Below are 13,368 nucleotides of genomic sequence, written 5' to 3'. Positions count from 1 at the left end.
CTCGCTTCATGTCGGCGCTGTGGCGGTAGGCGAAGGCGTTGTCGGTCATGACGCGTTCGATGACGGTGATGCCTTGGGCGGCGAAGTACGCCGCAGCCCGCTCCAGGAAGTCCGCGCAGGTGGGTCCTTTCTCGTCGGGCAGGACTTCGGAGTAGCCCAGCCGGGAGTAGTCATCGATCAGCGAGTGGACGTAGTCGTACCCGATCTTGTCCCGCTTGCCCTTGGCGGCCTGGGTGGCAGCCAACCCGTGAGCGCGCCACCCGCCCCCGTCAGGGATCTTGCCGAGCTTCTTGACGTCCATGTGCACCAGTTCGCCCGGATAGTCGCGTTCGTAGCGTTCCGCGCTCTGTTTCGAGGACCTGATCACCTCCCCGGTCATCGGGTCCAACTCGCGCAGGTACGGCATCTGGTGACGGCGCAGGATCCGTGAGACCGTCCGCGCCGGCACGCCCACCTTCGGTCCCAGGACGTCAGGGCCTTCACGGTCCGTGACCCGCGCTCTCAGGACGGCTTCCTCGACCTCGGGAGCCGTCCTGCGGGGGCTGGTGCGTGGGCGTGAGGATCGGTTCGCCAACCCGCCTTCCCCTTCAGCGGCGTGACGACTGATCCACGTCGCGACGCACTTGCGCGAGACCCCCATCGCCGCCGCGATGTGCGCCTGTTTCCATCCCTGCTGATGACGCTGGACGATCAAGCGGCGGCCATGAACAGTTAAACGGGCATTAGCGTGGGACACGAGAACCTCCGGGTTGGAGTGGGCCTTAGACAAGCCACATCCCACCCGGAGGTTCTCCCGCGTTCAAGCACCCACACTGCTACCAACCTCCTGGCCGGGTACATCTAGGTCCACTGGGCACCACCGCGAACGGCGAGCGGCACGGGTGTAGCGTCGGGGCCGTGCACTTCGTCATCATGGGTTGCGGGCGCGTGGGCGCCTCCCTCGCCCGGGCACTGGAACGCCGTGGTCACGAGGTGGCCGTCATCGATCAGGACGAGTTGTCCTTCCGCCGTCTCGGTTCAGGTTTCGAGGGCCATCGGGTGCTCGGGGTCGGTTTCGATCGAGACACCCTGCGCGAAGCGCGGATCGGGGACGCCTACGCCTTCGCCGCCGTCTCCAGCGGTGACAACTCCAACATCCTCGCGGCGCGAGTCGCGCGCGAGAAGTTCGGCGTCGAGAACGTCGTGGCGCGCATCTACGACCCGGGCCGCGCCGAGATCTACCAGCGCCTCGGCATCCCCACCGTGGCAACGGTGAAGTGGACCAGCGACCAGGTGCTGCGGCGACTCCTTCCCCAAGGGCACGTCCCAGAGTTCACCGACCCCTCGGGCAAGGTCGTGCTGGCCGAGATCCCCCTCGCGGAGGCGTGGATCGGTCACCGGGTGGCCGAGATCGAGGAGGCCTCCTCGGGCAGGGTCGCCTATGTGTCCCGACTCGGGGTCGGCTTCATCCCCGATGCCTCGACGGTCTACCAGGCCGGCGACTTCGTCCACCTCGTCCTCGCCCGCGACGACCTCGCCGCCGCCGAGCGCGTCCTCGACGCGGCTCCCCCGACCCACTGACCACCAGGAAAGCGCCATGCGAGTCGTCATCGCCGGAGCCGGGAGCGTCGGTCGCTCCATCGCCCGAGAACTCATCCGCAACGGTCACACCGTGCTGCTCATCGACCGCGAGACCGACACCGATCGCGTGAGCAAGGTGCCGGAGGCCAGTTGGCTCAAGGCCGACGCCTGCGAGTTGTCCGCCCTCGACGAGGCCGGCCTCGCGGACTGTGACGTCGTCGTCGCCGCCACCGGTGACGACAAGGTCAACCTCGTGCTCTCGCTGCTCGCCAAGACCGAGTTCGCGGTTCCCCGCACCGTCGCACGGGTCAACAACCCCAAGAACGAGTGGATGTTCGACGAGGCCTGGGGTGTCGATGTCGCGGTGTCGACGCCCCGCCTGATGACCGCCCTCATCGAGGAGGCCGTCTCGATCGGTGACCTCGTGCGGATCTTCGAGTTCCAACAGGGTCGCGCCTCCATGGTCGAACTCACGCTCCCCGAGGGCAGTGCGTATGCCGGTGCGAGACTCGGCGACATCACCCTCCCCGCCGACACGGTCCTGACCGCGATCATCCGCGACGGGCGCCCGATCGCCCCCAGCCGCGATGATGCCCTCGAAGCCCTCGACGAGTTGCTCTTCATCACCACGGCCGAGGGCGAGGATCAACTCGAGGACCTCCTCAGCCCCGGCGAGCGTGCCCCGCGCGAGCGCGACGACGACTGATCAGCCTTGACTGTCGTCCTGAGGGGGTTCTGACCCCCTCGGGACCACACTCAGCGTGGTCGTCCCGCGGGGAGGAATCAGTCCGTGGTGTCCGGGGGCACGAGCGGGGTGCGGCCACGCATCAGCAGCCAACCCATGAGGGCGACTCCCCCGAGCCAGAGGGGCCAGCCCAGGACGATCTTGGCGACGCCCAGGCCGGCGACATTTCCGGCCAGGTAGAGCGGCACCATGAGACCGAGCCGCACGGCATACACGGCCACGAGGACCCAGGTGAGTCGGCTGCACACTCGGACCACGCCCGGGTCACGCCGCCAGGCGAAGGGCTCGGTCTGGGCGCGTGGGTCGGACAGCCCCACGAGGAAGCCGACGACCGGCCAGCGCACGAGAATGCTCACCAAGGTGCCCGCGCCATAGGCCGCGCTCAAGAGGATGCCAGGGAGGAAGGCGTCCTCGGCCTTGCCGCTGCGCATCGCGAACCACGCAGCCAGCGCGGTCGCGAAGACGGCACCGAGCACGTGCTGCAGGCTCTGCCGCTGCGCCACCCGGATCCCAGCCAGGATGACGGCCACGACGATTGCGGCGATGACCGCTCCCTTGAGGTCGTGCGCGATCAGCCACCAGGAGACGAAGACGGCCGTCGGCAGGGCGGTCTCGAGCGCACCGCGGCCGCCGCCGAGAGCCGCGGAGAGGCGGTGGCGGATCAGTTCCTCGACGGTCGCCGGCAAGGGCGCGCTGGCCTCGGTCGGAGTGGCCGTCACGAGCGCGGCAGGAGGGCATAGGGCGGGTTGAAGATCGTGGGGATCCCACGCTTCATCGCCACCCGTCCTTGGGCGGACAGCAGTGCCCCTGGCTCGATGCCAGGGATCCGCCGTCGACCGATCCACACCAGATTGACCGAGGTGGACCCGTCGAAGACCTCGGCGACGAGCACCGGCACATTGGCTCGGGCCGGCATGGTCACCGACCGGACGACTCCGCACACCTGACCGATCGCTCGGTCGTGCAGCGGCTCGGTCATCGACACCCGGGCGGAGGTGGCGGCCCTGATCTCGTCGGCCTCGTGCTCGGCGGCCGACTTCGCGAGATCCTTGAACGACTGGAGCAGTCCCATCAGCGGACCTCGGTGATCTCCGGGCCGCGTTCGAAGGGGTTGAGTTCTGGTGCCGACGGCTCGTCGGGCGCCTCCACCGGCTGCGCCTCGGTCGGCAGGGTCAGGGTGAGCAGCTCGCGCGGCGCCATCGGGTCCTGGCCGCGCACGACGACCGTGTCGCGGAAGACCTGGAGGAGAGGCTCGGCCTTGGTGTCCTCGACGGCCGCGCGACCGCTGATGACGCCGCGCAGGAACCACCGAGGCCCGTCGACGCCGAGGAAGCGCGCGGGCGCGAAGACGGTCCGACCATTCTTGTCCTGGGAGGGCATCCGCGTGCGCAGTTCGATGCCGAAGGGACCCTCGACGCTCTCGGCGGTGCCGCCGCGCGTCGTCACGGACTCTGACAACTCACCGCGGATCGACTCCCACAGCCCCTCGCTGCGGGGTGCCGCGAACGCCTGCAACTGCAGGTTCGAGTCACCCATGAGGACGCTGGCGGCGACGACCGCCTGCTGCTCCTGGTCGATCTCCAGACGCAACTGCATGCCCTCGGCGCCGAGAATGCGCAAGGCACCCAGGTCGATGCGCTGGTCGGAGCCACCGACCTCGGAGTGGTCGAAGGGGCCACTCGAGCGGTCGAGGACCGGCGCGTCCACCTGCTCGCTCGCGTCCTCCCCCGTCTCGACGGTGGCGTCGGTTCGGGCCGGCTCCGTCTCGTCGCGGGAGCGCCGTCGGAAGATCGCCACGTCAGGTCCTTGTCGTTGTGCCGCCGGCGGCGAACCCACCGGTCGATCCGTGTCCAGTCTCGCCCCGGTCACTGTCCGGAAGCGAATCCGCTTCGGTGAACGTCGCCGCGACGTACTCCTGGATGACCAATTGCGCGATCCGGTCGCCGGGATGGATCTCGATGGGGGTGCGCGGGTCGAGGTTGACCAGGTTGACCATGATCTCGCCCCGATAACCGGAGTCGACCGTGCCCGGAGCATTGACAATGCTCAGGCCCAGGCGCGCGGCTGCCCCCGAGCGCGGGTGCACGAGTCCGACGTGGCCCTGCGGGATCGCCATCGCGATCCCGGTCGGGACCAGTGCTCGCTCCCCCGGCTCGAGGGTCACACGCGCGGTGCTCGCCAGGTCGGCCCCCGCATCACCGGGCCGGGCGTATGCCGGCAGCACGGCCTGCGGATGAAGGCGCCGGACCGCGACCCGCTTGTCCGCGTCCACGGTCAGGCAGCGCACTCCCGGCAGACCATCTGGCCGGCCTGGTTGCTGGCCAATTGGCTGCGGTGGTGCACCAGGAAGCAGCGTGAGCAGGTGAACTCGTCCGCCTGGCGCGGGAGCACCCGCACCGACAGCTCTTCGCCGGAGAGGTCGGCACCGGGCAGTTCGAAGCCTTCGGCCTGCTCGGTCTCGTCCACGTCGACACTGCTGGCGCGCTTGTCGACGCGGCGACTCTTCAACTCCTCGATGGAGTCCTCGGAGAGGTCGTCGTCGGTCTTGCGCGGTGCATCGTAATCGGTAGCCATGTCCCACCCTTCTTCATCGTCAGTGCCGGGGTCGCCCTGTGCCCGGCATGTTCGTCGCCCCCAACGCGCGGACGGCCGATTTTGTGCCCGGTCGCGCGAGATTGTGCACCATCAAGAGGTCATTCGTCATACCGAGATGGACAAAAGTGGTCACCGGGCCCGGATCCGCGTCGGATCGAGGCGCGTCAGGACCCGTGGTGACGCCGGGCCAGTGTCGTGACACGGGCCGCGAACTCCTGCGCGATGGCGGGCTGAGCCGCCCAGGTCAGGCCTGCCGTCGGCGCGGATCCGAGGCCACCTGGACCACCGACCAGGCACCCGGCCTCCGTCACGACGAGCCACCCCGCTGCCAGGTCCCACGGATTGAGGCCTCGCTCGTAATAGGCGTCGACCTCCCCGGCCGCGAGACGACAGAGGTCGAGGGCGGCACTTCCGATCCGCCGGATGTCGCGCACCTCCGGGAGCAGTTCGACGAGCAGTCCGGCCTGCTCGGCCCGGGTCGACGCGGCATACGAGAAGCCAGTGGCGACCAGCGTGTCGGCCAGGGTCGACGCCGTGCGGCCCACCTCCAGCCGTCGGTCGACACCTGCGCCGCTGCGACGAAGTGCGCCGCGGCGCAGGGCGGCACGGAAGGTCTCACCGCTCACCGGGTTGACCACCGCACCCGCGATCGGTTGCCATGCGCCCGGCACCGAAGGGTCCCCCACCACCGCGGCGACGGACACGGCATACGCCGGAAGGTCGTAGAGGTAATTGACGGTGCCATCGATCGGGTCCACGACCCAGGTGATGCCCGAGGTCCCGGCGCGACCGCCCTTCTCCTCGCCCATGACCGCATCCATCGGCCGCAGCGTGTCGAGGCGAGCCAGGAGGTGGTCCTGGGACCGCTGGTCCATGACGGTGACGATGTCGGTCACGCTCGATTTGGTCGCGGTGACACCAAGGTCGCGGGGTCGATCATCGACGACGAGCCGACCCGCACTGGTCGCGATGTCGACGGCGATGGCCTCGAGGTCACGGACGTCCACGCCCGCGGGAACGACCAGCCCGCTCATGAGACACCACACAGTGCCGGGCGCGGTCCGCGCAGACTGGCGCAGCAGTCGGCGTCACACTCCGCGGGACGCTGATCACCGGCCAGGATCGTGCGAGCCGGCACCTCGAGCCCTCGGGCCTGCGCAGCTCGATCGGCCATGAGGGCCACCAGGTCGCGGACCAGCCGGGGGTCCGTCCCCACGGTCGGGACTCGAATCACCTCGACACCTACTGCCTCCCCGGCCGCCACGGCGTCGGTGTCGAGATCGCTGACCACCTCCATGTGGTCGGAGACGAAGCCGATCGGGGCCAGGACGACGCAGCGGACCCCTTCCTGCGCGAGTCCTCGAAGGCGATCGCTCACGTCGGGCTCGAGCCACGGTTGGGAGGGCGGCCCGGAGCGCGAGCAGTAAACGAGCTCCGGAGCGGGGATCTCGGGATGCCTGGCGCGAACCCGGTCTCCCACCGCGGCCAGCACGCGTTCGTGTTGGTCGAGATAGAGGCCGCGCACCGAGGGGGGTCCGGACGCATCGTTCATCGCCTGCGGGATCGAGTGCGTCACCCCCAGAACCCGCGTGGTGTGCGGCGGACGATCGGCCAAGGCGGCCAGGACATGTCCGGCCGTGATCTCGACGAAGGCAGGCAGCCCGTGCCACGGCGCGATCTTGTCGATGACGAGGTCGTCGGCACCGGCCACCACCGAAACCGCCTCGGCGAGGTTCTCGCGATATTGCCGGCACGAGGAGTACGACGAATAGGCGCTGGTCAGCACGGCGAGCAGGCGCTTGTGGCCGGCAGCGACGAATTCCTGGATCGTGTCGGCGAGGAAGGGTGGTGAGTTGCGGTTGCCGAGTCGGACAGGAATCGGCTCGCCCGCGGTCGCCAACTCGGCGGCGAGGGCGTCGACCAGGGCCCGGTTCTGGGCATTGATCGGGCTGATGCCGCCGCGGCGGTGGTAGTGCGAGGCCACCTCCTCCAAGCGCTCGGCGGGTATGCCGCGCCCGGCCGTCACCCGCTCGAGGAAGGGCATCACCTCGTCATGCCCTTCGGGACCACCGAAGGAGACCAGAAGGACCCCGTCATACGGGGCCAGGGCGGGCACAGGGGCGACAGGAGAGCTGATCACCACGCAAACGTAACCGGTCGGCGGCGCGCCCTCTTGGGCGGATCCGTGGCACGGTGGCAGAGTCGAGCAGAACGCGAGCCATGACGGCCATCACCACGGAAGCGAAGCACGCATGCAGGACCTCAAGTTGATCGGCGTCCACGAGGACGGTGATCACCTCCTCCTCGCCGATGGCGACGGCGGCCGATACCGTCTGGCGCTCGACGACGCCCTGCGTGCCGCCGCCCGTCGGGACCGGCCGCGCCTGGGCCAGTTGCAGATCGAGATCGAGGGGGGCCTGCGTCCTCGCGATGTCCAGTCCCTCATCCGCTCGGGGCTCAGCACCGAGGAGGTCGCCGGCCGCTCCGGCTGGACCGTCGAGAAGGTGCGGCGCTTCGAGGGACCGGTCCTCGCCGAGCGCGAGTTCATCGCGAACAAGGCACGCGCGACGGTGCTCGCCCACGACGGGAAGTCGGCGGAGACCTTCGGCGAGCGGGTGGAGACGCGCTTGCGCGACCGGGGGGTGGGCGCCGATCAGGTGCAGTGGGACTCCCAGCGGCTCGACTCCGGCCAGTGGGTCGTGACGGTCACCTTCCCCGCGGGTGGGCGCGAGCGAACCGGCTCATGGCGCTTCGACCCCACCATGCAGCAGGTGCGCGCGCAGAACGACGACGCTCGCTTCCTCAGCGAGGACGAACGCGGTGGGTCGCTGCCGACCCCGCACGTGGCCGAGGGCGGCCGAACCGAGGAGGTCTTCGACGTGACCGCGCCGGTGCGCGGGAGTCGGCCACGCACACGCTCCGCCGCCGGGGAGGAGGACGAACTCACCGAGTCCCTGCGTGCGCACCACAGCAGCCTGCGCGGCCGACGCACCCGTCGTCGCACCGGCCCCGGCACAGCACCCGGTGAGCACCTCAGCCCCGTCGACGCATTGCCGCTCGAACCCCTCGTCGGGAGTGTCGAGGAGTGGGGTCCGCCCCCGGATCGTCCTCGCGCTGCACCCGAGGCGGTGGAAGCGATCGAACCGATCGAACCGATCGAAGCGATCGAGCCATCGGAGCAGGCCGGAAGCGAGAAGCAGCCGCAGAGCCAGGAGCAGCCCGATAGCCAGGAGCCTGGGTCAGCACCCGCGGCCGCCGACGCAGGTCGCAAGGGTCGAACCCGTGTGCCCAGTTGGGACGATGTCGTGTTCGGCGCTCGCGCACCGCGGGACCCGAAGGCCTGAGTCAGGCGGTCGGCGGGACCGGGCAGATGTCGAGGTCGAAGGGCAGGATGTCGGCATCGCGGGCGGCGGCACGCGCGGAGTGCGAGTTCATCCGCCGCATGTAGTGCCGCCGACACAGAACCTCGTACTCGACGAGGCCGGTCGTGGCCGCGGCGGTGTCGCCGACGACCACCTGCTCCCCCTCGACGACCATGACACCGCCGATGATCCGGGCATTGTGGGTAGCCTTGCGGCCGCACCAGCACAGGGCCTCGACCTGGAGCACCTGCACCCGGTCGGCGAGCTCGATGAGCCGCTTGCTGCCCGGGAAGAGTTGGGTGCGGAAGTCCGCGGTGATCCCGAAGGCATGGACGTCGATGTCGAGCTCATCGACAATGCGTGCCAATTGGTCGATCTGCTCGGGCCGATAGAACTGCGCCTCGTCGCAGATGAGGTAGTCCACGCGCAGCCCACGCGTCAGAGAACCGACGATGTGCTCCCAGAAGTCGAGGTCGTCGGTCACCTCGATCGCGGTCATCGACAGCCCGAGTCGGCTGGAGAGGACCGATTCCCCCATCCGGTCGAACTTGGTGAAGATCAGTCCGATCCGCCCTCGGGCGCTGTGGTTGTGGCCCATCTGGAGGGCCAAGGTGGACTTGCCGCAGTCCATCGTCCCGGAGAAGAAGACCAGTTCTGCCACGACAGCGCAGCCTAGGCGACAGCGGGTGCCGGCAGGTGCACGACGGGGACGAGCGTCTCATCCGTGGTCAGGGACCCGTGGAGACCGATCAGGGCGATGAGGTCCGGGCGGTGCCGCCGGGAGTCCACGACGCACCGACCGGGTGCGCTGAGGACGAGCAGGTCACCGATGCGGCGTTCGAGGCCGGGAGCGACCGGGCCGAACAGGCCGCGGAGCACGGCCTCCTCCCGGGTCAGGAGGTCGGCGCCGGCTCCCAGGACACTGCGCCAGGTGGCCGCGACATCGGTGGTCGCGCCGGGGAGGCAGTGCAATTGGAGGGCGCGCGCCTCCCCCGCGACGTGACGTATGCCGTCCGCGAGGCCTGGGGTCGTCGCCACGTCCACCCTGCCGGCGGGCGGGACGTCCACCATTCCGTGGTCGGCCGTCACCGTGAGCGAGCAGTCGCGTGGCAGTCGCTCCCGCAACTCGCCGAGGGCGCGGTCGATGGTCTCCAGTTCGTCTCCCCACTGCCAACTGTTGCAGCCGTGGACGTGGCCGACCTTGTCGACCTCACCCCAGTAGAGATACACGACCGCGCGCGTGGAGGCCCAGATGGCGGCAACGGTCGCCTCGACCCGGTCGCCCAGGGACTTCGCCGCGGTGAAGGACCCACCCCGCAAGGCTGCCCGCGTGAGTCCGGAGCCGTCGAAGAAGCCCGGGCCGATGCGCGTGACCGCGACCCCATCGGCAGCCAGTCGCTCGAAGATCGTGGGATGTGGTTGCCACTGCTCCGGCGTCGGCCCGTCCTCCCAGGTCAACTCGTTGAAGACCACGTCCCGCCCGGGATCGAGAACGTCGTAGCCGAGGAGCCCGTGGGTGCCGGGATGCAGACCGGTGCCGAAGGTCGCCATCGACGTGGCCGTCGTCGTCGGGAAGCCGCAGGGCACAGCGATCGTGTGCGGGGCCTGCGCGCGCAGGAACGGAGCGTGACCGCGGCGACGCTCGAGAAGGGTGTGTCCGAGTCCGTCGACGAGGACGACGACCGCGCGCCGGGTCGGCGGCAGGTCCAGGGGTGTGGCCCGCACGGGTACACCCACCGAGCCGGCAACCGCGGGAAGGACGTCGGCGAGCGTCGTCACCATGGGGTCGGCGCTCCGCTGGATCAGCGCCGGCCCAGGGCCGCGGACAGGGCGCGCGCGAAGGTGAGCGCCGTCGTCAGTGCGACCTCGCCGTCGGCGTCGGCCGAGACCCGAAGAGCGATGTCATCGGAGGTGATGGTGCCGTCGAAGCCGTGGTCGGCGTCACATCCGGGATCCGCACAACCACCCGGGAAGAGGTCAACACGCTTGACGGCCCCCCACCCGAGGGTGAGCGTGAGCTCGCGACCCAAGGATCCCGGCACATAGTTCTGCGGGTCGGGCACGACATGCGTGAGCATGACGCCGCGCACGTCGCGCAACGGCACCGACTCGCTCGTGGCGGGCGGTGGCCACGTCGACCGGACCATGCGGATCGTCCTGGTGGTCGTCGGCGTGGACGATGAGCAGCCGCGACTCGGTCAGTCCGAGAACCGTGATGTGGCGACGGATCGCCTCGTGCTCGAAGGTCGTCTCCTGGTGGACCAGGTGGGCGACGACGGGCTCTCCCCCCAACGCGGCCAGGACCACGTCAGAGACGATGGCCGGGTGGTAGCCGGCCCGTTCGATGGCGGCGGTGAGCTCGGCGGGCAACAGGTTGGCGTCGGTGGTGCGGGTCACCGACCCATTGTGCCCGACCTCACGTGAGCGCACGCCGACCCGGATCGGTCCGTCGGGCAGGCGGGGCCACGGTGATCTCGACACCGAGGACTTCCACACCACCGGGGTGAGCGTTGGCCGGGTTGAGCACCAAGGACGCGATCTCGGGCATGTCGTCGGCCAACACGGACACCCGGGCGATGAGATCGGCCAGGGCGGCCCGGTGCACCGGCGTCGCACCACGATGGCCGTGCAGCACCGGTGAGGCCTTGGTGGCCGAGATCAGCTCGGAGACGTCGACGTCGGTGAGGGGCGGGATCCGATAGGCGATGTCCCCGAGCAGGTCGGCCGGCAGGCCGGCGATGCTGAAGGAGATCACCGGGCCGAAGAGCGGGTCCTCGTCGGCGGTGATGCGCGTCATGACGCCGGGCGTGGCCATCCGCTGGACGAGGAACTCCTGGCTCTCCAGGGGAGCCAGCCGGTCGGTCAAGGATGCCCAGGCGGCGCGGATGGCCGCGGCATCCTGCAGGTCGATGCGCACGCCGGTGGTGCCACCTGCGTGACGCAGCGTCGGGGCGGCGGCCTTGAGCACCACCGGGTAGCCCACGGCGTCGGCGGCCGCGAGCGCTTCCTCGACCGATCTCACGAGGACCTGAGGCCAGACGTGAATCCCGTAGGCGCCCAGGAGCGCTGTGGCCTCGTCCTGGGTGAGCCGTCGCCCGGACGGGTCGATCGACAGGACCGTCTCGACGACGTCCTCGGCCACGCGACGGTTGATGTCGGTCGGTGCGACCGGTGTGCCCCGGTCACGGGCCCGCCACTGGCCGTATTTCGTGGCCGCGGCCAGCGCCCGGGCGGCATCCTCCGGCAAGGGGTAGAGGGGAATCGCCCGCGCTGCACCCTCACCCTCACCTCCGGTTCCCCGGACCGACGAGGCGCCGTCGTCGACACCACGCATCCCGAGGAAGGTGGCCAGACAGGTCTTGTCACCCTCGGCGGCGGCCGAGCGCAGCGCATTGGCGACGTCCTCGTCGATGGTCACCAGTGGGGGCACGAAGCAGGCGAGGACGGAGTCCACCAAGGGGTCGTCGAAGGCGGCGTCGAGCGCGACCCGGAAGGCCTCGCCGCTCGCCTCCGAGGGCAGGGCCACCGGGCCGTGGGTGACGTCCAGGCCCCAACCCTGGCAGGCCTGGGCAGTGAGAGTGCCGAGGGCATCCGAGTTGGTGACGATGGCGACCCGATTGCCCTTGGGCAGGGGCTGGTGGACGACGACCTGGGCGACGTCGAAGAGCTGGTGGAGGTTCTCGACACGGATGACACCGGCCTGGCGGAGCATCGCGTCGAAGACTTCGGGACGAGCGTTCGTGTGCCGCACCGAGTGCCCCGGCACCTGCCCGGCGCGAGCGAGGCCGGACTTGATGACGATGACGGGCTTGGTCAGGGCCAGGTGTCGGGCGATCCGGGAGAACTTGCGCGGATTGCCCATCGACTCCAGGTAGAGACCGACCGCCGCCGTGGCCTCGTCGTCGATCCAGTACTGCATGACGTCGTTGCCTGACACATCCGCGCGGTTGCCCGCGGACGCGAAGGACGAGATACCCAGCCGTCGCCGGGCGGCGGAGGCGAGGACCGCGATGCCGAGCGCCCCGGACTGGGCGAACAGGCCCAGTCGACCCCGTGGTGGCACGGTCGGGGACAGCGAAGCGTTGAGGCGGACGTCGGGGTCGGTGTTGATCAGGCCGAACGAGTTCGGACCCACGACCCGCATCCCGGCACCCCGCGCCCGCCGGACCAAGGTCTCCTGGAGAGCGGCCCCCTCCTCCCCTGACTCGGCGAAACCGGCAGAGACGACGAGCAGTGCCTTGACCCCGATGTCGGCGCACTCATCGACGACCTTGAGGACGGCATCGGCCGGCACCGCGATGACGACCAGATCCACAGGACTGGGGATGTCGGAGAGCCTGGCGACCGCGGGGAGCCCGAGCACCTCGTCGGCGTGCGGGTTGACCGGGTGGATCTGGCCGGCGAATCCTGCCGCCTTGAGGTTGGCGAGGAACATGTTGCCGATCGTGGACTCCCGACGGCTGGCCCCCACCACGGCCACGACCTTGGGGCCCAGCAGGGCCCGCACGCTCTGGGACTCGGCGCGGTGCTCGCGAGCCATGGCCACGGCCTTGGACGCTTCGGTCGGCTCGATGTCGAAGCGCACCGCGACGACACCGTCCTCCAGACGACGACTGACCTCGTAGCCGGCGTCGGAGAAGACCTGGAGCATCTTGCGGTTCTGCGGCAGCACCTCGGCGGTGAACTCGGTGAATCCCATGTCGCGGGCGATCGCCGCGAGGTGTTCGAGGAGCACGGACCCGATGCCCTTGCCCTGGAAGTGGTCGCTGATGTTGAAGGCGACCTCAGCGCTGCGCGGGCTGATCCGGTCGTAGCGTCCGATCCCGATGATGTCGCCACGCATGAGCACGACCAAGGCCACGCGGTCGACATAGTCGACATGGGTGAAGCGGTGCAGGTCGCGCTCGGAGATCTGCTTCAAGGGTGCGAAGAAGCGCAGGTAGATGGACTCCTCGCTCTGGCGGGAGTGGAACTCCTGGAGCCCGTCCTCGTCCGAGGGACGGATCGGCCGGAGGTGGGCGACCGTCCCGTCACGCATCACGACATCGGCCTCCCACTCGCTCGGGTAGCCAGGCGGCAGGTCCGCTGCGCTCATGCCCTCATCGT

16 protein-coding genes are annotated in these 13,368 nt (G+C 69.7%); 3 read left to right on the top strand and 13 right to left on the bottom strand.

Going from position 1 to position 13,368, the window contains the following annotated elements; translation table 11 throughout:
- Positions 1 to 736, bottom strand: a 736-nt coding sequence (locus BN10_RS11300; RefSeq protein ID WP_233354284.1) for a leucine zipper domain-containing protein, incomplete at its 3' end; no start/stop codon positions are given.
- Between the two features lie 161 nt (positions 737 to 897).
- Between BN10_RS11300 and BN10_RS11295 the strand changes: the two genes are divergently transcribed.
- Together BN10_RS11295 and BN10_RS11290 are read left to right on the top strand one after the other, a co-directional pair.
- Positions 898 to 1,560, top strand: a complete 663-nt coding sequence (locus tag BN10_RS11295) for a potassium channel family protein (protein ID WP_010851383.1) — start codon at positions 898 to 900, stop codon at positions 1,558 to 1,560.
- Positions 1,561 to 1,576: 16 nt separating this feature from the next.
- A complete protein-coding gene (locus BN10_RS11290; protein ID WP_010851382.1) occupies positions 1,577 to 2,266 on the top strand; it encodes a potassium channel family protein in 690 nt (229 codons plus the stop codon).
- A 77-nt stretch (positions 2,267 to 2,343) separates the two neighbouring features.
- Here BN10_RS11290 and BN10_RS11285 read toward each other — a convergent pair whose 3' ends face one another.
- The 7 genes from BN10_RS11285 to BN10_RS11255 form a co-directional block, all read right to left on the bottom strand.
- The gene (locus BN10_RS11285) at positions 2,344 to 3,024 is read right to left on the bottom strand and encodes a DUF3159 domain-containing protein (protein WP_010851381.1); all 681 of its coding nucleotides are present in this window, start codon (positions 3,022 to 3,024) and stop codon (positions 2,344 to 2,346) included.
- Positions 3,021 to 3,377: an OB-fold nucleic acid binding domain-containing protein gene (locus BN10_RS11280; protein ID WP_010851380.1), complete on the bottom strand. Its 357-nt coding sequence runs from the start codon at positions 3,375 to 3,377 to the stop codon at positions 3,021 to 3,023. The genes BN10_RS11285 and BN10_RS11280 overlap by 4 nt, the downstream gene beginning before the upstream one ends.
- Positions 3,377 to 4,102, bottom strand: coding sequence for a DUF3710 domain-containing protein (locus tag BN10_RS11275; protein WP_010851379.1), 726 nt, complete (start codon positions 4,100 to 4,102; stop codon positions 3,377 to 3,379). The genes BN10_RS11280 and BN10_RS11275 overlap by 1 nt, the downstream gene beginning before the upstream one ends.
- A gap of 1 nt (position 4,103) precedes the next feature.
- Positions 4,104 to 4,583 (bottom strand): dUTP diphosphatase, encoded by a 480-nt coding sequence (gene dut / locus BN10_RS11270; protein WP_040753214.1) that lies wholly within the window; start codon positions 4,581 to 4,583, stop codon positions 4,104 to 4,106.
- Complete coding sequence (locus BN10_RS11265; protein WP_010851377.1) at positions 4,580 to 4,879, bottom strand: DUF4193 domain-containing protein; 300 nt, start codon at positions 4,877 to 4,879, stop codon at positions 4,580 to 4,582. The genes dut and BN10_RS11265 overlap by 4 nt, the downstream gene beginning before the upstream one ends.
- 185 nt (positions 4,880 to 5,064) lie before the next feature.
- Positions 5,065 to 5,934, bottom strand: a complete 870-nt coding sequence (locus tag BN10_RS11260; RefSeq protein WP_010851375.1) for an inositol monophosphatase family protein — start codon at positions 5,932 to 5,934, stop codon at positions 5,065 to 5,067.
- A complete protein-coding gene (locus BN10_RS11255; protein ID WP_233354308.1) occupies positions 5,931 to 7,040 on the bottom strand; it encodes a ferrochelatase in 1,110 nt (369 codons plus the stop codon). The genes BN10_RS11260 and BN10_RS11255 overlap by 4 nt, the downstream gene beginning before the upstream one ends.
- 112 nt (positions 7,041 to 7,152) lie before the next feature.
- Here BN10_RS11255 and sepH point away from each other — a divergent pair, with 112 nt between their 5' ends.
- Positions 7,153 to 8,244, top strand: a complete 1,092-nt coding sequence (sepH, locus tag BN10_RS11250) for a septation protein SepH (protein ID WP_010851372.1) — start codon at positions 7,153 to 7,155, stop codon at positions 8,242 to 8,244.
- A gap of 1 nt (position 8,245) precedes the next feature.
- On the opposite strand, the gene BN10_RS11245 is transcribed toward sepH, so the two are convergent.
- From BN10_RS11245 to BN10_RS11230, 5 genes are all read right to left on the bottom strand, one after another.
- Positions 8,246 to 8,923 (bottom strand): thymidine kinase, encoded by a 678-nt coding sequence (locus BN10_RS11245; RefSeq protein ID WP_010851371.1) that lies wholly within the window; start codon positions 8,921 to 8,923, stop codon positions 8,246 to 8,248.
- A gap of 11 nt (positions 8,924 to 8,934) precedes the next feature.
- The gene (locus BN10_RS11240; RefSeq protein WP_010851370.1) at positions 8,935 to 10,044 is read right to left on the bottom strand and encodes an alkaline phosphatase family protein; all 1,110 of its coding nucleotides are present in this window, start codon (positions 10,042 to 10,044) and stop codon (positions 8,935 to 8,937) included.
- A gap of 20 nt (positions 10,045 to 10,064) precedes the next feature.
- Positions 10,065 to 10,340 (bottom strand): DUF5998 family protein, encoded by a 276-nt coding sequence (locus tag BN10_RS18100; protein ID WP_324603525.1) that lies wholly within the window; start codon positions 10,338 to 10,340, stop codon positions 10,065 to 10,067.
- Complete coding sequence (locus BN10_RS18095; protein ID WP_324603537.1) at positions 10,240 to 10,569, bottom strand: DUF5998 family protein; 330 nt, start codon at positions 10,567 to 10,569, stop codon at positions 10,240 to 10,242. The genes BN10_RS18100 and BN10_RS18095 overlap by 101 nt, the downstream gene beginning before the upstream one ends.
- Before the next feature lie 109 nt (positions 10,570 to 10,678).
- Positions 10,679 to 13,357, bottom strand: coding sequence for a bifunctional acetate--CoA ligase family protein/GNAT family N-acetyltransferase (locus BN10_RS11230; protein WP_010851367.1), 2,679 nt, complete (start codon positions 13,355 to 13,357; stop codon positions 10,679 to 10,681).
- Positions 13,358 to 13,368 lie beyond the last annotated feature (11 nt).

The sequence above is a fragment of the Phycicoccus elongatus Lp2 genome (assembly GCF_000367525.1).
Taxonomy (GTDB): Bacteria; Actinomycetota; Actinomycetes; order Actinomycetales; family Dermatophilaceae; genus Phycicoccus_A; species Phycicoccus_A elongatus.
The sequence above is the reverse complement of the archived record's forward strand: the minus strand, read 5'-3'. Positions and strand labels throughout refer to the sequence as shown.